This window comes from Rothia sp. HMSC036D11, from assembly GCF_001814205.1.
In the GTDB taxonomy this organism is placed as follows: Bacteria; Actinomycetota; Actinomycetes; order Actinomycetales; family Micrococcaceae; genus Rothia; species Rothia dentocariosa.
In genome coordinates this window covers 41,307-59,049 of record NZ_KV815278.1, presented here as the reverse complement: position 1 = coordinate 59,049, position 17,743 = coordinate 41,307, and the positions used below count along the sequence as shown (strand labels likewise).

Genomic DNA, 17,743 nt, shown 5'->3' with positions numbered 1-17,743 from the left:
CTTATACTGCGCTTGCTTCTTTCCACTATAAAACCTGTGCTCACAAGGCGCTTTATACGGCATCGCGTTCGCTCGAATATCCAAAATTATGCGTGAATTCCGCGCCCGTGAACGCTAGTCTTAAAGGTGAGGGTTAATTTTATATGCCTTTGGAACGCCGCCGTGGAAAGGAGTCGCATAATGTCCCTGCTAGATTTGCTGAACCGCCGCCGTTCGGTGCGCCATTACGACGAAAACCAGCCCATTGATGCCGATGTTGTCAAAGAGTGTTTGCAGGCAGCTCAGCTGGCACCTACAAGTTCGAATATGCAGCTGTACGAGCTCTACCACGTGACTGATCCCGCCGTCCTGAATAAACTCGCTGCGGCGTGCATGCACCAGCAGGCTGCCAAGACCGCGCAGCAAATGGTGGTATTCGTGACCCGCCAGGATTTGTACCGCCGCCGCGCGAAAGCCGCGCTGGAGTTTGAGCGCGGCAATGTTGAGCGTAACAGCCCGGCTGAGAAGCAGAAAGATCGCATCAAGAATTGGGAAATGTACTACACCAAGGCTATGCCGCTCCTGTACGCGCGCTGCTTTGGTCTGCTGGGCGCATCCCGCGTAGCAATGGCGAATTGTGCGGGTCTATTCGTTCCGATGATGCGTGAGGTTTCGGAGCACGATTATCGCGTGGTTGTGCACAAGAGCTGCGGCCTGGTGGCGCAGACGTTTATGCTCGCGATGACCGAGGCGGGGTACGATACCTGCCCGATGGAGGGCTTCGACAGCCACCGCGTGAAGAAACTCCTCAACCTGCCGCGCAATGTTGAGATTAATATGGTGGTCGCCTGCGGTATCCGCAAACCCGGCCACGGCATCTGGGGCGAGCGCTTCCGCCTGCCCTTCGATGAGGTTTACCGTAGGGTTTAGGGACTAGTGAGCTGAGGTTAAGGAGTTCCCATGAAAACACTTGCTGTCGTCATTCTGGATAAATTCGCCGATTGGGAACCTGCCCTGCTTGCCGCTGGGCTGCAGAGCATCATCGGCGGGTACACAGTGCGGTGGGCGTCCGTCGATCGAGAAGTGAAAACCTCTATGGGCGGGTTGCGTGTGGAACCCGATATGACGATTTCCGAGATTCCCTCAATTGCGGATGCGGTCATCGTCGTCGGCGCGGAAGACTCATGGCGTACTCTGTCCGCCGAAGATTCCCAACAGCTCGCCACAATTCTGCGTGATTTCAAGGATGCGGGCAAACCGGTCGGCGGCATCTGCGACGGCGCATATTTCTTGGCTTCTGCTGGCCTGCTCGATGGGCGCAGGCACACGGCTAACAGCTTTGAGGACATCAAGGATTTGCCCGCCTACACGAACCCGCATCAGTACGTGAACACCACGCGCGAGGCGGTGCGCGATAAGAACCTGGTGACCGCCAGCGGGCTGGGATTCGTTGATTTCACCTTCGAAATGCTGCATGCTCTCGGCGATATTCCTGACGCCGCCGTTGAGCAGTTTGACCAGATGCTGCGATAACTGCCGGGTTCATCTCAACTAGTGTATTCACTCCATACAGAATACGGCGGGCGCATGAAACATTCACACGATTCCGCCCCTGACGACTGGTCTTGGCTTGATATGAGTTGGGGGAGCTGGACCCGAGTTTTATTGAGGCGATCCAGCAGCTATATGCTGCTCCGATCTACTATCAGAGCCCGGAACGAGTACACGGTGACATATAGCGGTTCCGATTATTTGCACATCCTCCATTCAGTAAATAATGCGCCTTTGGGTATATTACGTATGTTTCGAGGGTACTTTATAAGGATTTTCATTATCCCTCAGGAAAGGTGAAGAATATGGATTTTCAGTTTGAGGCTCCGCCCCAGCTGGAACTCGGACAGCCTATTGGTTACTACAACGAGCGATTCAATAAAGACCTTTACGATTCATCATTTCATGGAAGTAAGCGCTTTATGGGTCGCGTTACTCTGGGCAACGCCGAACGCGTGGTAGATCTTGGGTTGGCTGAGGGGAAGGTTGTTCTGTTCTCCCTACAGATCCTGGATGGTGACACCCTCGACGGCGTGAGTCTGGGGCTTTCACCGCGTAAATTTCACGAAAAAATGCGCATCGAGAGGCACGACAGTTCTATATTTTCCGAGCGCCTGATTTTCTTCGAGGATTTCCTCACCCTCGGATGCGAAGGTAAAAACATCGAATTTATCGAATGGTGGGACCGCGGATACTGGGATGACCATTCTTTCCTCGAAGAAGCATATCCGAATATATAATCTTCAGAATTATAAAATATTTAAGCTGTGTCGGCATGAACCGCCATAAAATGGTCGGTATATATCATCAAGAAAATATTTTTACATTAAATCCTAGGATCAAAAACCATTCTAAAATTTAAAATAATTCAGAATCAGTGCGGTCTGCGGCAGATACAATAATTTGTCGCAGACCGCATCTGGATATCAATCTTGCCGCTATCCTCGCGGGGAGGCAGTAATAGCCGGATGATATTCCTCGCCAGCGACCGCCACCTGCGTATGGTTTGATACCAGGTGTTTTGTCACCGTTTCATTCCCGCACGCCGTTACGGTTTCATACCGGGGCTCCTGGTAGTTAATGGGAGTGTAAAACACATAAATAACACTGTGGCACCACCAGCTAGACCCCGGCCCGTGGACCGTGGCATCAATCTCAGTTCGCGGCGGAACGAGACTTGACGTGCTGGATGCAGCATTCGCCGGAATAGCGGCACCGGCCGCAAGAACCGCGCCTGCAACCCCGGCCACCAGGGTTCGTTTGAGTGACTTTTTCATAGCGTATCGCCTCATTTCTTTCTTAATCCTGACAGTTTTGGGTATTTTTTATCCACGATTCATCAAGGTATGTGCACCACCTCCTCGCATTTAATAATGCAGAAAACCTTAAAAAATAGATATGTAAGATACTTCCTCATGATCACTTATCCGTGAATTCATGAGGTATTTTTAATGTAATTCCAGAACATTCGTCAAAACAACCTTTTTTAGATTTTTGTCAGCCTACTCTCATTCAATTCTGAGGAATTTCCCCGGATTTATTAATAAAACCCCTTCACTCCCATAATGTATTTAAAAATTTACAACAGCATTCACGAATTTATTATTAAAGCGGATACTAAAGAATAAGATTTTTTATTTATTGCTGCACCGATCAAGTCCATGCCAACCAAAAGCCCATCTGCCAGCGCCCCACCCTCCCTGCCCCACGGCATCAGGAGGCAAGAGTCAGAACAAAAGGATGTAAGATCACCCTTCACGCTAAGGGTGATGTAAAACACTTATAGAACGCGTGAGGATTTGCGCACTCATGGCGTCTTCATATCAGCGCCGTAGGCTTGAGAGACGACAGGCAATAACAGCCCCGTCGAATCACGCAATATGTGACAGGAAAGGCAGCTGAAATCCCGGCTGCTGCTGAACTTTCAGGCGGAACCTCACCGATTTGCGCACTTAAGACCCCATATCATCATCCGTTCAGGCGCGCCCGCGCTATGACGGATACTCACAAAGGAAGAACCATTATGCTTGGACTCATCGGAATGATCATTGCCGGCGCTATCATCGGCGCTCTGGCCCGCCTCATCATGCGAGGTCACCAGAACATCTCGGCACTGTGGACCGTTATCTTGGGTGCTGTTGGCGCATTTGTTGGCGGAGGGATCGCGAGCTTCTTCGGCGTTGCAGATACCGCTGGTATCGACTGGATCCGCTGGATCCTCTCCATTATTGCCGCCATTGTCGCAATCTCCATATACCTAAGCGTAACCGGCAAAAAGAACTAGTAACCCATATTTTTGCGTCGCTTCAGCATCGCAGAAATAAAGCTAAGCGGGTTATGCAGAAACTATTCCCAGCTTCCGCATAGCCCGCTTTGGCACGTCTGAGAACTACCCGCACGATAGGCAGCTGAGCCGAGCAAACATGGGCAACAGTCGTTTTTGTACACGCTCATCAAAGCAAAGTGTTATATATCACCATTTTGATTCGTGAGGAATTCAGCGCCTCAAGCGTCTTTATAGTAGCGTCACCATCGACCGCAAGAACGGATAAAGGGCGTGGGTAGCGCCCGAACTCCCCCAGCCGTCGATGCGTGCCGCAAATATCAAACATCATAATCCGCGCAGCGGAAAACACATGAAATGAGGCTCCCATGAGCGATAACTCCATTCCCCAAACCGGTCAGCAGCGCGAGCGCGAAAACAACAAGGAAACCCAGCAGGATAAGACTCCTCGCGGTCCCCTACAGACTTCGCATGGTGTAACCACCATTGAAGAGAACGTTGTTGCCAAAATCGCTGGCATGGCAACCCGCGAAGTTCCTGGTGTGTACGATATGGGCAATGCCGTACGCCGCGCCTTCAGCGCCGTGACCGACCGCATCCCCAACGCCCAGACCAATGTTGCTGGCGGTATTAGCGTCCAGAAGGGCGAGACCCAGGCAGCCGTAGATGTTACCGTCGTGGTCGAATATGGAGTCTCCATTGTGGAAGTCGCCAATGCTATCCGCCGCAACATTATCGAACAGATTGAGGGGACCACGGGTCTAGAGGTAGTAGAGGTTAATATCGACGTCACCGACGTTCACCTGCCCGACGACGATTCCACTTCCGCTGACTCTGCCGATCTCAAGTAATCTACTCCGACGCCCCCGATCTGAGGATCTTTTATGAAGACAACACACCTGGCCCTTTTGGTGGGCCTATTCCTGGGAACAATTCTTGCTTTCGGTTCCTTCGCCGACTTCATCCTGGTGGCGCTGTGCGGCCTGGTTGGAACGGTGGTGGGTCTTTACCTGGAGGGCCGGGTCGATGTCCAAAGCATCCTTAATCGATGGAGGAAGTAATGACGGAGACCAATACACAGCCCGCTGCTGTCAGTGCCGAGGGCTCTCTGTCTGAGGTCCCTCGGCAGGAGCAGCGCGGCGTCACCGTCATTCCCGCCCAGGTTGTTGCGCAGATCGCGGCTCAAGCTGCCTACGAGAGTGCAAATGTGGGCTCGAATGCTGGGGGGCTGCTCGGGATCGGGGCACGTCGAAATTTCCATTCACGCCCCGAGGCAAAGTGTGATCTCTACGGTCAGGTTGCTGTCCTTCACTTAGATCTCGGCCTGACCTTCCCCACAGCACTGGTTTCAACCCTGCAACAGCTGCGTGAGCATGTGAGCCAGCGCGTCGAGCACTTCACCGGGCTGAGGGTTGAGAAGATCAACATTGAGATCTCCTGGCTCAATCCGAACAACCAGGTAAGGAGGGCTCTGCGATGAAAACCCCCGTACAAAATCTCATCCGGCGCCCGTCGCGGAGTTTGCCCGTCATTATCCTGGCGTTACTACTCCTCATCGTAGGAGGGCTGGGAATCTGGGCGCTGGGAAACCGGCTCCTGAACGGGGCGTGGCCGAATGGAACGTCCTCAGTAGTCAACGGGCTCGGCTCCACGATCATCGGGTCGCCAGCGGTACTCGCGGCAGCCTGCTTTGTGATCGTATGCAGTCTGTTCATGATTCTCCTGGCTCTGTGGCCGGGGGCACCTGAACGCACTGAAGTTCTTGCAGATAACATACCCGGTCAGACAGCTATTTCACGCCGTGACCTAGCAAAGCTGGTACAAGCCCATGTCGAGCGGGTCGATGGTGTTCACAGCGCTAGGGTTCGAGTCCGTCGAACTCGCGTGAATGTGACCGTGTTCAGCGTTCTGGATGACCTCGAACCTGTGCGTCAGGCCGCACAGAAGGCAGCTGAGCAGGCTATACAGACCTTGAAACCCGTCGGAACCGCACACAGCCGAGTGCGTATCCAGCACACGAGCTGAAAGAGAGAAAACCATGCGTTCGGTATCTGGAATTCTCAATAGGACAGTCCTTGCGGTAAGCGGTTTGCTCATCGCGGCGATAGCCCTCTGGGTTATGGCTTCCGGCATGGGTGTGGGCCAGTCATGGCCCGCGCTTAGCTCGGTTCTCGCCAAAGCTGATACCCGGGTCGATACCTGGGTCGGACCCCAGGCACACTGGCTGTTGCCAGCCGCCGTTATTGGGTCGGTTCTTCTTCTCGCGATTGGCTTAGTCCTACTCATTAAGCAGGTGCCCCGTAAGGCTGCCGCGTCCCCCTTGCGCCTGACAGGCTCCGATGGCACACTTCTGGCCACACTCAGTCCCGATGTCATAGCCCAAGCGCTGTCTGAGCGAGCCGAAGACGTTCCTGGCGTTCAGCGGTGCTCAGTATGGGTCACCGGTTCACCCAGCAACCTGTGGGTGCAGGCAACCGTCACCGTAGCAAAGAACAGCGAGGTTGCATGGACCGTGAGCGAGCTCAGGAACCGACTTGACCACGACGTTAGTTCCTCTCTGGGAAAGCACGCTCGTCAGATCGACGTACTACTGCACCTAGAACAAGCCACCAAACCCCAGAGTGCAGCCCACACTGTGGCAGGACAACACTCATTAGAGAGCGGCGGTTCTGATAACCATGACCGATGAACAGCGCAGCAATGCAGGGCAGTCCACCGGTCCGCCCACCAAGCATGTTCCTCATCCAAACGCTGCGTCTCAGGGCAAAGACAGGTACCTGGTGCTGCGAGCCCAGGACGGCGACATTGACGCCTTCGGAAAGCTCGTCGAACGTTATCAGGGACGCCTGTTTCGCACCGCCTACATGATCGTGCGTAACCGCCACGATAGTGAGGACATCGTCCAAGAGACCCTTGTCCAGGCGTGGCGGAGTCTTCATCTGCTTCGGGATCCTGATGCCTTCCGAAGCTGGCTCATGCGCATCTGCACTAATAAGGCCACCAGTACTATTCGTCAACTTCAGCGCCGAGCCACTGACCCTTACGATTCAGAGGGTCTTGAGGGCGCGAGCGTCCTCCCTAACACAACGTCGACAGCGACCGACGATCCGGCACAGTCCAGTGAGGTCAACGCCCAGATAGAAGCATTAGCCAAGCTGTTGGCATCCGCTCCTGAAGAGCTGCGTATCGTCTGGGTGCTTCGAGAGGTTGATGACATGTCCTACGAGGAGATATCCCAAACCCTGAACCTAACCGAATCCACAGTCCGGGGGAGGCTGGCACGCGCCCGTTCCCTCGTCATGCGCCATATGAAGGAGTGGGAATGAGTTCCACCACCCGCATCCCACACGCAGAACCGCGGCACGCACAGTCGGCTCAGTCTTATGAGCTTGACGAAGCCTCCACACGGGAGTACCTGCGGCTAATCGCTTCACTCCACAAGACCTGGGACACATTAGAATCACAGTCGAGCGCATCGGTGATGCCTCAGCGCCATATAATGGATGCGGTAATCGCCGAAACACGCCACGGTGCCCAGGTAGAGATGCCGCCGACCGACTTAGGTCCATATAGTATGTCCGAATTCTCCCTACGCGCCCTAGTGCGACGCAGTGTAGACTCCGTACCCGGAGCTCGCGCACTCAAGTCTTCCTTCAAACATGCCCCAGCCCCCGAAGGTCAGCGAGAGCTGGGAATACCGGACACGATCTTCTGCCGTATCTCTGCACACGTTACAACCAGTAGCCTCCCCCAACTTGCTCAACAGGTTCGTGATGCGGTGCGTCGGGCGTGTTATGAGAACCTAGAATTGTCCCCAACCGTCAATATCCACATTGAGGATCTGCACGATGACGATTAACCTCTCAGCAGCCGAATTGACTCATGTAGTCACTGCCGTTCCCGGAGTGCGCGGCATTGAACCGGGGATCGGCTCCACGCTGAAAGCCATCGGCAGCCGTATGAGCGGCGACCCTGCGACCGCCCGATTCGGAATCATCATCGAATCGGGCGCGCAGAAGGTCATTATCGAGATTGGAATCGACGACTCTCGTACGGTCAAAGAAATTGTCCGCGATGTTCAAGAGGCGGTTCTGCGCTCACTATCGCAAGCAAATCGAGAGAGTGGCGTTTCGGGGTCAGACTCCAAAACCCAGCTTCAGGTGAGGGTGCGAATACAGTCCCTTCTCTGAACACTGCGTATCGCAGAACCGTCTCCGCTTCAGGGAGCACACATACCGCTAAGGGTATAGTCCGTTCGCGCATAGATGCCGTGGGGGGTCACCAGTCGATGCCTCAACGCTATGCGTAAGCTAGAAGACCGTGAAAACACTTGTCCTCAACACCTGAATTCTGCGTAAACCCCGGAAAAAAATTAAGCTTTAATCCACACGTCCGAGGCGGCGCGGCGGCCAAAGATGAACGCCCGCACGCCCTGGTACCACAGGATGTATGCTGCCCAGAGCCCCAGGTACCCCACCGTGGCGCTCAGCAGACCACCGGAAACCGCCCAGTGGATCCCGAAAATAACGGGTGCATAAACAACCAGCATCACAAATGAGCCAATTGCCAGGTATTTCACATCCTGAGCACCCATGAGGATACCATCAAGAACGAATACATATGCGGCTATTGGCTGCCCCACACCAATCACGAGGGTAGCCCAGGCGAAGAGGGTGGCGACGGGCGCATCCTGCGTGAAAATCCAGTTCCCGAAGAAACCGATCACAGGTGCAACAACGCCGGTAACAACCCCGTATACCAGGCTCATACGCACCAGTCGATTCTTGAGCTCACGCACTTTCGCACGCCCGGATTCAGCCGTCAGATCGCGTTCCCCAAGCTCCTTGCCCAACAGCGCCTGCGCCGCAATTGCAAGGGAATCCAGGGCGAAGAGCAACAGGTTGAACACACTCATACCCAGCTGATACGCCGCCGTCTGCTCGTCGCCCAGGCGAGCCACCACAAATACGGTAGACAGCAGCGCCAGGCGCATCGAGAGGGTGCGCAGCATTAGCCAGGACCCGAGGGATAGCACGCCGCGCATCCCCGCAATATCGGGTCGCCAAGTCACACCCTGCGGGCGCATCTTAAGATGAATAAATATACCAAGAGCAAGTGCCATACCCCACTGCGTGAGCGATGTGCCTGTCGCCGAACCGGCCACGCCCCAACCGACCGGGTATATCAGCACCCAGTTCAGCGCCACATTCACCACGGTGCCCACGCCCGCAACTTTGAGCGGGGTCACGGTGTCTTGCAGCCCGCGCAGGGTGCCCATGAGTGCCAAAATCATCATCATGGGCGGAATACCCCACAGCGAATGGTGCAGGTAGTCGCGCGCATAGCCGATGGTTGCGTCGTTGGCGCCCATGCCGCGCAGCGCAGGATCGGCAAAGATATAACCCACTCCCATAATGAGCAGGCCGAGCCCAAGCGCAACCCACACGCCGTCCACGCCGATGCGGTAGGCATGCGCCAGCCGATGCGCCCCGAACGCGCGCGCAACCGCCGGGGTCACCGAGTACGCAAGGAAGTTCATGAGCCCCACCACGGTTGTGATGAGGGTTGCCGCAATGCTCATACCCGCCAGGGTTTCGGTGCCCAGCTGCCCCACGAGTGCGGAATCGGCAAGCACGAACAGCGGCTCGGCAATCAGCGCGCCGAAGGCGGGTACGGCGAGCGCCAGAATACGCCTGTTGAGCGATTTTTCGGGTTGAGTTTTCCCGGAGTCCGCGTCGCCTTCCCCTAGGTGAAGGGGGATGCTGCCGGTACGCGGGGTCGCATCCAGCAGGTTTTGGGGTTCGTGTGTGTTGGCAGTGCCGTCGGATGTGTTCGCGGCGCCTGATGCGTTGGGTTCTGAGGCCTTGTTGCTCATAGGTACAGCCTACTCCCGCAAGTATGGCACGTCAGCGATGCGTTTATCTGTCTCACGCTATGACCGCTTCTTATTCCACGAGCAGGTGGTTTTTGGTTCGAGCAGGTAGGAAAATCTTACCTGTTCGGCCAAATCCTACCTGCTCGCGGGTCTTAACGACGCCCGCGGGTTGAGAGAAGCGGAACTGGGTTAGCCTTTTCGCCCCCGCAGTTCGTCTAGGGCACGGCGTTCTTTCTTGGTGGGTCGTCCGGTTCCGCGTTCGCGTTTGGCGACCGGCGGCATCGACAGGTGCGCGGGGCGCGGCCCCGAGAGGTCTTCGTAACAGGTGACGGCAATCGGCGCGCCCACCCGTTTGGTGATGAGTTTTTCGACCTTAAACACGCGCTCCCAGCCGGGGTAGCGCACCCGCACGATGTCGCCCCGTTTGAGTTTTTGCGAGGGTTTTGCGGATGCGTCGTTCACGCGCACGTGCCCGCCTTTGCATTCGTCGGCTGCGAGCGCGCGGGTTTTGAAGATGCGCACCGACCACAGCCAGACGTCGATGCGGGCGCTGGTGATCTCTTCGCTCATACTTCCCATTCTAGGAATCTCCCCCATGCAGCGCGAGCAGATAGTATTTTCAAAATACTATCTGCTCGCGGATTTACTCGCAGGCGGTGTCGCTATGTGTTTGCCGTTTTCCAGGGAATCTCCACGTTGTCCGGCACGTCCGCATTCTGCTCGGTCTTCGCCTCGGTTTTCGCGCGAACGCTCGCGGTATCATCCTCTGCGCTCATGCGAGTTGCGCGGCGTTCCTTCCACGCCCATCCGATCGCCCCGGCGAGAAGACCAAACCCTGCCCAGCCCAACAGCACAGCCCATTGCAGGGAGTTTGAGGCATCCGGGAAGTAGGCGATATTCCGCAGCAGCGTGTTGGATGCGCCCGGCACCATCAACTGCCCGAGGGCACCCCAGGGTGCGGGGATAAACTGCCACGGCATGCTTGCCCCGGAGAGCGGGTTACCCACGAACATGGAGAGCACAGCGCCAAGGCCGATACCGGCGGCATCAACAAACAGCGCGGAAATCCCGATCATAAAGGAGGCCGTCGCGAAGACGGTCACGCCGAAAGTCGCCCAAAGCGCCCCGAAATCGCCGGGAACGAACCCGAACCAGGTGCCCAAAATAAGGGTCATGAAGAGCCCGCCGATAATCCCGTAGAGCCCTGCGGTCACGAAGCGGCGCAAGGTTCCTTTGATGAGGGAGATGCTGAGGATCCCACCGAGCATACCACCCATCACAAGCGGGAACGCGGCAACCGCCAGGCCCATACCGTTGGGATCACCCTCGCCGAGCGGCACGACTGCGGTGGTTTTGACCTGTGCCTGCTGCAGTTTTTCCTGTTCGGTTTTCAGTTGTTCGAGCTGCTGGGTGGCGATGGCACCTTGTTCACCGCCCGCCTGTACGGCCTGCTGCAGCGCCTGAGTTTTGGCTGCGGTGGCTTTCTGCTGTACCTGAGCGTTCATCTGCTGGGCTACGCCGGTGAGCATCTGGTTTGCGGATGCGTTTGCGGCGGGCGCAGTCATGACCTCGGGTGCCGCGCCTTCGGTGAAGACGATCGCCCCATAGGTTTCACGTTCTTTAATCTGCCGTTCGGCGTCTTCGCGGGAGGACGCCTGTTTAAACTCGAAGGTTTCCACGCCCCGGTCTTTAAGCCCTTGCTCGAATTGGCTGACGGCTGCTTCCGGTCCCGCGATGGAGACGGGCAGGTTTTTCGCCTCCATGGCTTTAGTGGGCCAGGTGAAGGCAAGAATCACGATGCTGACAATGACGGATGTCAGCGTGGCGATGGCGATAACCTTGCGCCAGGATGAGGGCGTGATCGCCTCGGTTGTGCGTGCCATGAAACTCTCCAAACAAAATATATGTTTTGTTTATCAACACGTAAGACTCTACCCTGCATAAAGACCAGATGCAAACACAATAATCATTTTGCTTATAATGTCACAACAGAGAATATTCATTCTATTTTTATCTAGCGCAAACTCCTCGGAAAGGTATAGTCTTAAGGCATGCCACGTCTGACCGAAGCCACTAAACAGGCACGTCGACGCCAAATTATCGACGCCGCCTTCACGTGTTTTACCGCCAAGGGGTACACCCATACCTCCATGACGGACATCATCAGAGAATCCGGACTTTCTTCGGGTTCCATTTACTCGCACTTCAGCGGCAAAGGCGACATTCTTTACGCCACTGTTCAACAGCGTATCGATATGATCGCCGCAGCTTACGGGGAACTCAAAGACCCCTCCCCGCGCGACATTATGCGCATGATCTTCGCCACCTCAACCGTCGAAGCGAACTTCACCTCGATGCTGCGCATCCGTCTGGAATCGTTTACCGTTCCCGAGGTGCAAGAATCCACCAACACGCTTTTTACCACCCTGCACGATATCGTTGCCCAATCGCTCATCCCCTGGGGCCAGCGGTATCTTGCGGCAGAGAATAAACGCAAACCTTCTGCCGACGAACTTCAAGCCTTCGTCAACGACACAGCGGATGCGCTCATCCTCACTTTCCAGGGGTTCATGGTGCGCTCAACCCTGTCACCTTCGACCAACCGTGAGCACCTCTTCCAGATTGCACTGAGCCTGCTGCCCGAATAGCTTCCCGCGAGCACCAGTAAGAGAATACAAAAAAGCTAGGGGCGCATCCCGTATAACATACAGGATGCGCCCCTCAACTCACGCGCGACTCCCACGGCGGACCGCACGCACGGTTTTATAGCTTACGGAATCTCATAGACCTCAACGTTATCGAGGCGCGGGCGAGTATCGTAGCTGCCGTTCCAGGTCACCTTAACGCCGTAACGTTCCAGCGTGGGGATCACGGTGTCAAGCATCAGCGCGAGTGATAGTTCCTCATGTTTGCGGGTGACGGCCGCGCGCTGCTCATCGCTGAGTTTCTTCCACGCCTCTTCATCGGAGGGGTACGCCTCAAACGAGCCGAAGCCAATGTAAGTGCTCCCGCTTTCCGCCAGATTCTCGGCATCCTGCTGGTGATAGTAGATATAGCCCTTCCATCGGTCAGAGCCCTCGCGCTCCTCCCAGATGTCGGCACTGGCGCAGGTTCCGCAGCACGCAAACTTACCGCGCGCAAGCACGCCGTGCGCCTCCAAATCAGCGAAAGCCGCAGCCAAGTTGCCAGAATCGCCCGTAACGCCCAAACGCTCGGCGAGCGCACGACGTTCCTTCACGACTTTCTGCGCGTATTGTTCAATATCGTGGTAGAAGTCGCCTTTGACCTGCGATTCGCCTAGAAATTCTTCAAGGCAGTCGTTGAGGTAATCCGCATATTCGCTGGCATCCTCGCCGGTGAGGAGCAGGAGCATAATTGCATCTTCAAAGTCTTCTCGTGCTTCTTCGGGCAATTCCCAGGAGGTGGGAACGGGTGGAGTGAGTTGCCATTTAAACCATGCGTCCCGAACTTCGGGGCTCACAGGCGTTACAGCTTTTTTATCGGTGAATGAAGTTGTCATGCCCCTAGAGTAGCACCTAGATCAGCATCGCCTTAACCCCGTCCGAATTGCTACGGAAACCTGTACCTGACGTCGAACGGCTCTTGTGCACTGACCAGCTTCTTCTTGGCGAACCCGCGGCGGCTTATCCACACAATTTTCTCGGGTGGATAAGCCGCCCGGGCAGCCTGGTTCAAAGGCTTATGCCCAAGACTCACGGGCGAGTGCGCGGGTGAGCACAAGCGGACCACCGGTTGCGTTGCCGTGGTAGCGGCCGAAATGCACGTAGGGGCCGCGGTAGGCGGCATCGTGAATCTGCGCGGAATACTGGCCGTTGATCACAAAGTAGAAGTACTTGCCCTTCACCACAATTTTGCCTTCGATGCTCTCGTTGGGCTTGATAGGCTTTTTCAAGTTCATGGTGTGCAGAACCTTACCTTCGCGAGACGCACCCGGTCCGCCGTCAAGACGAATCAGCTGTGCAAGATCGCCCGTCCGGTATTTGCCGTGCTCGTCCCGCACCTTCGCGCCGGGGCGAAGAGCGAGCACATAGCAGCCGTCCTCGGATGCACCCCGGAATTTCCCGGCGATACCGAGCGGACCGTCGTGGCGGCGACCGAACGCCATGTACCCGTAATTCCAGGTGGTGGTGGGCAGTTTCTTATCCCAGTGCATAGCGAATTCGAGGGTGTACTGTTCCCTATCAGTGGCAGCAGCGAGCGGCCCCAGCAGCAAGGATTCGTCGTAATTCTGCTGGTGCACGATTGCCCCGCGGGTGAAGTCGGGGTAATCCTGGGCGTTGGTGATGCTGGAGGGCAGCATGCCGTGCTCCCGACGACCGCTCTCAACGTTGATCGTGGCCTGTTTTTTCCACCCGTACAACCAGGACGGGTCGGGGCTCATAAACCCGCGCACGCCCAGGCTCTTGTAGTGTTCGTAGGCGCTTCGGCGATGCACCTCCCAAACAATCACAGGCTTGCCGAAGCCGACAATGGCGCGCACCTTATCGTCCGCCATAGATCCGTACCCGGGGCCGCGCACGGATTCAAAGTAGGGCACGCCGAGCGCATCCACATTGTTGGAGCCCGCCAGCTGACGGATTCCTTCAAGGCTGTCGTTGGCGTCGAAGTAGCACCAGGTCTGGCAGCCCGCAGCTTTCGCTTGGGTCAGATACTTTGAGTTGGGGTTGAAACCGCCGTGGCCGTCGCGGTACATCTTGATCACTACACGATGCGCCAGCCCGCGTTCTTTGATAGCTTTCAGCAGATGGCCCTGTGCGCGCCAGTCTTTTGCTTCGATGAAGAGGGGAAGGCGCTTGCCGGTGGGGGCGTCGTTGATCGCATCTACGGCCTCTTCAAATGTGGGAATCTGCTCCAGCGGTGTACCTTCACCGAGGGTCTTGCGCATATTGACGTAAACGCCGCGCAGTTTTTGCAGGGTAAGATCACGTACTTTGCGATTAAGCCCGGTAACGCGCATCAGCGATTCATCATGAATGCAGACGGGAATATTATCAGCCGTGGTTCGCAAAGAAATTTCGATAGCATCGGCATTTCTTGCAGTTTGAGTATATGCGTATGCGGTATGTTCGGGATTAATATCGCCCGAACCACGATGTGCTACAAAGAATTCTTTTTGTCTAAGAAAGGTCCAGGCCGCACGTTCCGGGTCAAATTCAATATCTTCGTCGAGGATAGGCTGCTGTTCATCATTGACAGGCTGTTCCTTCTCGCCGGGAAGACTCCCTTGAATTCTCACCTCTGCTGCGGATGCGCCCACCACGGGCATCATAGCGGCGGCAGCGCCAAGCGTGGTGGCGCCAAGAACGGTACGTCGGTTGAGTTTCTGCGAAGAAAGGCTCATGGGTATAAACCCCCAAATACTATATGTTGCTGAGTGAATGAATAGGCGGACACATCAAAAAACATTTTCTTGACGCGTCACATAAATAGCATAACTATTTTTTACCTGTAAATCACTTTTGCTTGAGCGAGAAAATTTATCTTTGTCAAATATTTTCCCACGCCTATTTCTTCGAGACAATATCTTTTGCCCGTTAAAAAGTTTTTGTTAAAAAATATGGTTCCACCGAAAATCGGTGAAACCATATGAGAAAGCCTCCTTCGTGAGGTCTGTGCGTCGGCAACTGCGGCACAAGACCTCACATAAGCGAGGCTGCGTAAAGCCAAAGCATCGTACCAGGCAGAGCGAGAAAACCAGTGCCTTCTGCCCTGTCGAAGCATCACAAGGCTCTACGCGTCTTCTACTTCTTGGTCGCTTCCGCCACGTGATCGCCCGCGTTGACGGTGCGGCGCTCTTCGGAGTCCTTCACAATATTGAATTTGGGGGTGTTGGTAACCATCACCATCGTCTCCTTGGAGGGAATACGATCCTTAATAGCCTCCCAATCAACCTCAATAATGGGGGCACCCGCCTCAACCTTATCGCCCACCTTAGCGTGCGAGGTAAAGCCTTCGCCATTGAGATCTACCGTATCGATACCGATGTGCACCAGCACCTCGCCGCCGTTATCGGTGCGCAGCATAAAGGCATGCATGGTGTCTTGAATCAGGGCGATCGTACCTGCCGCAGGGGCAACAATCAGATTCGACGTAGGATTAACGGCGTAGCCATCCCCCATGACACCCTGCGAAAATACGGGGTCAGAAACTTCAGACAGTGGAAGATACTCCCCCGTCACCGGTGCCACATAAATATCAGCGGTTGCGGTCGATTCCGTCGGTGCCGCTGCTTTTTTCTTCCCGAAGCCAAACATAAGATCTCCTTTGATGTAGTAAACACCCGAAAGATGTCGTTTGTGTAACGACACAGGCAAATACATGTATTTGCCCTTTAGAATACCGTACTCGTCAGGTTTTTGTTACCGTGTACGCCACAGGTCGAGGGATTTTGAAAAAATATTCCCAGCCTGCATAATATGCCGAATTTCCAGAGTATATTTCATGATGCAGCCGCTCAATCAGGCGGCAGACACAGCACCAGAGCGCCGGGGGATTTCGCCGATCGCTCAGTATTTTTGTAAGCCCTCCCTGCATCGGGTAAACACGAGTACACTTAGAGCATATTGAAGGATTGAACCCTAACGACGAGAAAGTGTTCCCGCATGAGTGAGCAAACCGAAGAACTAACCGGCACCATCCTTGAGGTTTTCATTCCGGGCCCGGGCGAGAACCCTGAGGACCCTAACGATATGGAACGAACCCTCTTTTTGGGCGCCGCGCAGGAAGCACTCGATTCGGGGGTCGATATTGAGGTTTACTCAACCGATAGTTACCCTTCAGCATTTGAGGAATGCGAACCCGTCGCTGAGCAGATTGCAATGAGCGGTGCCGACGTTCTGCCGATTATGCTCGTCAATGGCGAGGTCAAGGTCTCGTTTATGTACCCGACCGCCGAGCAGATTACGCGCTTCTCGAAGGCGCACAAAGTCAAAAAACCGAAGGCGAATGCGGCTGCGGCGGCATGCGGCCCGAGCGGTTCCTCAGGCTTTAACCCCATTCCCGATTTGGCGCCCGGTGCTCTGCGCGAACCCGCCGGTTTCGCGGCGACCCTCGCCGGTAAAAAGCCCCAGGTTGTGGGTGGTCCCGATATTGGTAACCGCGTGAACCTCATGGGCGGCGACACCGGTGACGGCATTCCCTCTGAGGGTTCAGTCGCCACCAAATCCGGCGGATGCGGATGTGGTGGCTGCGGGTGCGGCGGCTAAAGCGCGCATTTCCGCACTAGTAGTTCCCGCCCCGAATGTTTATATGAGAGTGCCCCCGGACTCCTTGAAGAAGTTCGGGGGCACTCATGTATTTTCACGGCTGGCAGAGTGCCGGCTACATCAGAGGATCCGGCGGATTCTGAGGCTGTGCATACTGAGATTGTGCGGTTTGCGCTTGTGCTCCCTGAGTCCAAACCGTACTATTCGTCCGGCGGCGGGAATATTCTTGACTCACCATGACGATAAAGACGATGCAGAGAGCTATATCTATAAAATATAGGACCCAGTAGAGGTACGCCAAGCCATTGGCGTACTGGAAGAAGTCGTCCATATGGGTGATCACATCAATTAGCGTTGCTATTTCTAGAGCTTGAAGGATCAGACCAATAATATTGATGCTCAGAATAAATCCCAGCGCTTTAGACCTGAGATAGAAGATACCGGCGAGTATTTGAAGGCCATAATATGCCAGAAATGCACATGTCAACGCTAAGTGCAGAAAATCTTCTGCATCCCAATACTCGAATCCATACTTAGCCATAAACTCCACGTAGTTATATAGACCCCACACAGACGTCCCCAGGCTCACCAGCATGAACGCGATACGTACCCCGTACAGCCAACGGAATGGAAATTTGGGGTCTGCCGTCGTCATGGCTATGGACGCTTCCGTTTGGTCCGCGGCTCCCGGGTGCGCATACTGCCCTGGTACCGTCGAAGCTTGAAAACCGGAAGACTGCGATTCCGCCCAGGGTTTTACCGCATCCTGTGGGTTCTGTTCGACAAAGTTTTCTCTCGATGATTGCTCACTCATAAATTCAAAGCTAT

22 protein-coding genes are annotated in these 17,743 nt (G+C 55.2%); 14 read left to right on the top strand and 8 right to left on the bottom strand.

What is annotated here, in order from left to right; all coding sequences use genetic code 11:
• Positions 1–180 precede the first annotated feature (180 nt).
• The 3 genes from HMPREF2958_RS02415 to HMPREF2958_RS02405 all read left to right on the top strand — a co-directional run bounded on the left by HMPREF2958_RS02415 (position 181) and on the right by HMPREF2958_RS02405 (position 2,270).
• Positions 181–909, top strand: coding sequence for a nitroreductase family protein (locus tag HMPREF2958_RS02415; protein ID WP_070696240.1), 729 nt, complete (start codon positions 181–183; stop codon positions 907–909).
• 30 nt (positions 910–939) lie between these two features.
• A complete protein-coding gene (locus HMPREF2958_RS02410; protein WP_070696237.1) occupies positions 940–1,512 on the top strand; it encodes a DJ-1/PfpI family protein in 573 nt (190 codons plus the stop codon).
• Positions 1,513–1,835: 323 nt separating this feature from the next.
• Positions 1,836–2,270 carry a hypothetical protein gene (locus HMPREF2958_RS02405; RefSeq protein WP_070696234.1) on the top strand — a complete coding sequence of 145 codons (435 nt, stop codon included), beginning with the start codon at positions 1,836–1,838 and terminating at the stop codon, positions 2,268–2,270.
• 198 nt (positions 2,271–2,468) lie between these two features.
• On the opposite strand, the gene HMPREF2958_RS02400 is transcribed toward HMPREF2958_RS02405, so the two are convergent.
• Positions 2,469–2,807, bottom strand: coding sequence for a hypothetical protein (locus tag HMPREF2958_RS02400; RefSeq protein ID WP_070450651.1), 339 nt, complete (start codon positions 2,805–2,807; stop codon positions 2,469–2,471).
• Between the two features lie 746 nt (positions 2,808–3,553).
• Between HMPREF2958_RS02400 and HMPREF2958_RS02395 the strand changes: the two genes are divergently transcribed.
• The 9 genes from HMPREF2958_RS02395 to HMPREF2958_RS02355 all read left to right on the top strand — a co-directional run bounded on the left by HMPREF2958_RS02395 (position 3,554) and on the right by HMPREF2958_RS02355 (position 8,004).
• Positions 3,554–3,814 carry a GlsB/YeaQ/YmgE family stress response membrane protein gene (locus HMPREF2958_RS02395; RefSeq protein ID WP_037231409.1) on the top strand — a complete coding sequence of 87 codons (261 nt, stop codon included), beginning with the start codon at positions 3,554–3,556 and terminating at the stop codon, positions 3,812–3,814.
• 368 nt (positions 3,815–4,182) lie between these two features.
• Positions 4,183–4,665 carry an Asp23/Gls24 family envelope stress response protein gene (locus HMPREF2958_RS02385; RefSeq protein ID WP_004005822.1) on the top strand — a complete coding sequence of 161 codons (483 nt, stop codon included), beginning with the start codon at positions 4,183–4,185 and terminating at the stop codon, positions 4,663–4,665.
• Positions 4,666–4,698: 33 nt separating this feature from the next.
• A complete protein-coding gene (locus HMPREF2958_RS10945; protein ID WP_004005823.1) occupies positions 4,699–4,875 on the top strand; it encodes a hypothetical protein in 177 nt (58 codons plus the stop codon).
• Positions 4,875–5,294, top strand: coding sequence for an Asp23/Gls24 family envelope stress response protein (locus HMPREF2958_RS02380; RefSeq protein ID WP_070696227.1), 420 nt, complete (start codon positions 4,875–4,877; stop codon positions 5,292–5,294). Before HMPREF2958_RS10945 ends, HMPREF2958_RS02380 begins: the two co-directional genes overlap by 1 nt.
• Positions 5,291–5,839, top strand: coding sequence for a DUF6286 domain-containing protein (locus HMPREF2958_RS02375; RefSeq protein ID WP_070696224.1), 549 nt, complete (start codon positions 5,291–5,293; stop codon positions 5,837–5,839). Before HMPREF2958_RS02380 ends, HMPREF2958_RS02375 begins: the two co-directional genes overlap by 4 nt.
• Before the next feature lie 13 nt (positions 5,840–5,852).
• Positions 5,853–6,503 (top strand): hypothetical protein, encoded by a 651-nt coding sequence (locus tag HMPREF2958_RS02370; protein ID WP_070696221.1) that lies wholly within the window; start codon positions 5,853–5,855, stop codon positions 6,501–6,503.
• A complete protein-coding gene (locus HMPREF2958_RS02365; protein ID WP_070696218.1) occupies positions 6,493–7,140 on the top strand; it encodes an RNA polymerase sigma factor in 648 nt (215 codons plus the stop codon). Before HMPREF2958_RS02370 ends, HMPREF2958_RS02365 begins: the two co-directional genes overlap by 11 nt.
• Positions 7,137–7,673, top strand: a complete 537-nt coding sequence (locus HMPREF2958_RS02360; protein WP_070696215.1) for an Asp23/Gls24 family envelope stress response protein — start codon at positions 7,137–7,139, stop codon at positions 7,671–7,673. Before HMPREF2958_RS02365 ends, HMPREF2958_RS02360 begins: the two co-directional genes overlap by 4 nt.
• Complete coding sequence (locus tag HMPREF2958_RS02355; protein WP_070696212.1) at positions 7,663–8,004, top strand: transcriptional regulator; 342 nt, start codon at positions 7,663–7,665, stop codon at positions 8,002–8,004. Before HMPREF2958_RS02360 ends, HMPREF2958_RS02355 begins: the two co-directional genes overlap by 11 nt.
• A 182-nt stretch (positions 8,005–8,186) precedes the next feature.
• On the opposite strand, the gene HMPREF2958_RS02350 is transcribed toward HMPREF2958_RS02355, so the two are convergent.
• From HMPREF2958_RS02350 to HMPREF2958_RS02340, 3 genes are all read right to left on the bottom strand, one after another.
• Positions 8,187–9,689, bottom strand: a complete 1,503-nt coding sequence (locus HMPREF2958_RS02350; protein WP_070696208.1) for an MATE family efflux transporter — start codon at positions 9,687–9,689, stop codon at positions 8,187–8,189.
• 189 nt (positions 9,690–9,878) lie between these two features.
• A complete protein-coding gene (locus tag HMPREF2958_RS02345) occupies positions 9,879–10,268 on the bottom strand; it encodes an RNA-binding S4 domain-containing protein (protein WP_006888382.1) in 390 nt (129 codons plus the stop codon).
• Positions 10,269–10,351: 83 nt separating this feature from the next.
• On the bottom strand, positions 10,352–11,572 hold the full coding sequence (locus HMPREF2958_RS02340; protein WP_070696205.1) for an ABC transporter permease: 1,221 nt from the start codon (positions 11,570–11,572) through the stop codon (positions 10,352–10,354).
• Positions 11,573–11,740: 168 nt separating this feature from the next.
• On the opposite strand from HMPREF2958_RS02340, the gene HMPREF2958_RS02335 reads away from it, so the two are divergent.
• On the top strand, positions 11,741–12,337 hold the full coding sequence (locus HMPREF2958_RS02335; RefSeq protein ID WP_070696201.1) for a TetR/AcrR family transcriptional regulator: 597 nt from the start codon (positions 11,741–11,743) through the stop codon (positions 12,335–12,337).
• A gap of 122 nt (positions 12,338–12,459) precedes the next feature.
• On the opposite strand, the gene HMPREF2958_RS02330 is transcribed toward HMPREF2958_RS02335, so the two are convergent.
• From HMPREF2958_RS02330 to HMPREF2958_RS02320, 3 genes are all read right to left on the bottom strand, one after another.
• On the bottom strand, positions 12,460–13,209 hold the full coding sequence (locus tag HMPREF2958_RS02330) for a DUF6891 domain-containing protein (protein WP_070521540.1): 750 nt from the start codon (positions 13,207–13,209) through the stop codon (positions 12,460–12,462).
• A gap of 180 nt (positions 13,210–13,389) precedes the next feature.
• Positions 13,390–15,051 (bottom strand): glycerophosphodiester phosphodiesterase, encoded by a 1,662-nt coding sequence (locus HMPREF2958_RS02325; RefSeq protein ID WP_070696198.1) that lies wholly within the window; start codon positions 15,049–15,051, stop codon positions 13,390–13,392.
• Positions 15,052–15,451: 400 nt separating this feature from the next.
• Positions 15,452–15,964, bottom strand: a complete 513-nt coding sequence (locus HMPREF2958_RS02320) for a PTS sugar transporter subunit IIA (RefSeq protein ID WP_070555215.1) — start codon at positions 15,962–15,964, stop codon at positions 15,452–15,454.
• A gap of 348 nt (positions 15,965–16,312) precedes the next feature.
• Between HMPREF2958_RS02320 and HMPREF2958_RS02315 the strand changes: the two genes are divergently transcribed.
• Positions 16,313–16,915, top strand: coding sequence for an arsenic metallochaperone ArsD family protein (locus tag HMPREF2958_RS02315; protein ID WP_070696196.1), 603 nt, complete (start codon positions 16,313–16,315; stop codon positions 16,913–16,915).
• A gap of 115 nt (positions 16,916–17,030) precedes the next feature.
• Here the strand turns inward: HMPREF2958_RS02315 and HMPREF2958_RS02310 are convergent, their stop codons facing one another.
• Positions 17,031–17,729, bottom strand: a complete 699-nt coding sequence (locus HMPREF2958_RS02310) for an alkaline shock response membrane anchor protein AmaP (RefSeq protein ID WP_246827994.1) — start codon at positions 17,727–17,729, stop codon at positions 17,031–17,033.
• Positions 17,730–17,743 lie beyond the last annotated feature (14 nt).

Excerpts from the sequence above, each read along its gene's own strand:
- HMPREF2958_RS02355 (WP_070696212.1), top strand. The coding sequence starts at position 7,663 with ATGACGATTAACCTCTCAGCAGCCGAATTGACTCATGTAGTCACTGCC.
- HMPREF2958_RS02350 (WP_070696208.1), bottom strand. The coding sequence starts at position 9,689 with ATGAGCAACAAGGCCTCAGAACCCAACGCATCAGGCGCCGCGAACACA.
- HMPREF2958_RS02310 (WP_246827994.1), bottom strand. The coding sequence starts at position 17,729 with ATGAGTGAGCAATCATCGAGAGAAAACTTTGTCGAACAGAACCCACAG.
- HMPREF2958_RS02385 (WP_004005822.1), top strand. The coding sequence starts at position 4,183 with ATGAGCGATAACTCCATTCCCCAAACCGGTCAGCAGCGCGAGCGCGAA.
- HMPREF2958_RS02320 (WP_070555215.1), bottom strand. The coding sequence starts at position 15,964 with ATGTTTGGCTTCGGGAAGAAAAAAGCAGCGGCACCGACGGAATCGACC.
- HMPREF2958_RS02375 (WP_070696224.1), top strand. The coding sequence starts at position 5,291 with ATGAAAACCCCCGTACAAAATCTCATCCGGCGCCCGTCGCGGAGTTTG.
- HMPREF2958_RS02405 (WP_070696234.1), top strand. The coding sequence starts at position 1,836 with ATGGATTTTCAGTTTGAGGCTCCGCCCCAGCTGGAACTCGGACAGCCT.
- HMPREF2958_RS02325 (WP_070696198.1), bottom strand. The coding sequence starts at position 15,051 with ATGAGCCTTTCTTCGCAGAAACTCAACCGACGTACCGTTCTTGGCGCC.
- HMPREF2958_RS02380 (WP_070696227.1), top strand. The coding sequence starts at position 4,875 with ATGACGGAGACCAATACACAGCCCGCTGCTGTCAGTGCCGAGGGCTCT.
- HMPREF2958_RS10945 (WP_004005823.1), top strand. The coding sequence starts at position 4,699 with ATGAAGACAACACACCTGGCCCTTTTGGTGGGCCTATTCCTGGGAACA.
- HMPREF2958_RS02340 (WP_070696205.1), bottom strand. The coding sequence starts at position 11,572 with ATGGCACGCACAACCGAGGCGATCACGCCCTCATCCTGGCGCAAGGTT.
- HMPREF2958_RS02410 (WP_070696237.1), top strand. The coding sequence starts at position 940 with ATGAAAACACTTGCTGTCGTCATTCTGGATAAATTCGCCGATTGGGAA.
- HMPREF2958_RS02360 (WP_070696215.1), top strand. The coding sequence starts at position 7,137 with ATGAGTTCCACCACCCGCATCCCACACGCAGAACCGCGGCACGCACAG.
- HMPREF2958_RS02395 (WP_037231409.1), top strand. The coding sequence starts at position 3,554 with ATGCTTGGACTCATCGGAATGATCATTGCCGGCGCTATCATCGGCGCT.
- HMPREF2958_RS02365 (WP_070696218.1), top strand. The coding sequence starts at position 6,493 with ATGACCGATGAACAGCGCAGCAATGCAGGGCAGTCCACCGGTCCGCCC.
- HMPREF2958_RS02400 (WP_070450651.1), bottom strand. The coding sequence starts at position 2,807 with ATGAAAAAGTCACTCAAACGAACCCTGGTGGCCGGGGTTGCAGGCGCG.
- HMPREF2958_RS02415 (WP_070696240.1), top strand. The coding sequence starts at position 181 with ATGTCCCTGCTAGATTTGCTGAACCGCCGCCGTTCGGTGCGCCATTAC.
- HMPREF2958_RS02370 (WP_070696221.1), top strand. The coding sequence starts at position 5,853 with ATGCGTTCGGTATCTGGAATTCTCAATAGGACAGTCCTTGCGGTAAGC.
- HMPREF2958_RS02315 (WP_070696196.1), top strand. The coding sequence starts at position 16,313 with ATGAGTGAGCAAACCGAAGAACTAACCGGCACCATCCTTGAGGTTTTC.
- HMPREF2958_RS02335 (WP_070696201.1), top strand. The coding sequence starts at position 11,741 with ATGCCACGTCTGACCGAAGCCACTAAACAGGCACGTCGACGCCAAATT.
- HMPREF2958_RS02330 (WP_070521540.1), bottom strand. The coding sequence starts at position 13,209 with ATGACAACTTCATTCACCGATAAAAAAGCTGTAACGCCTGTGAGCCCC.
- HMPREF2958_RS02345 (WP_006888382.1), bottom strand. The coding sequence starts at position 10,268 with ATGGGAAGTATGAGCGAAGAGATCACCAGCGCCCGCATCGACGTCTGG.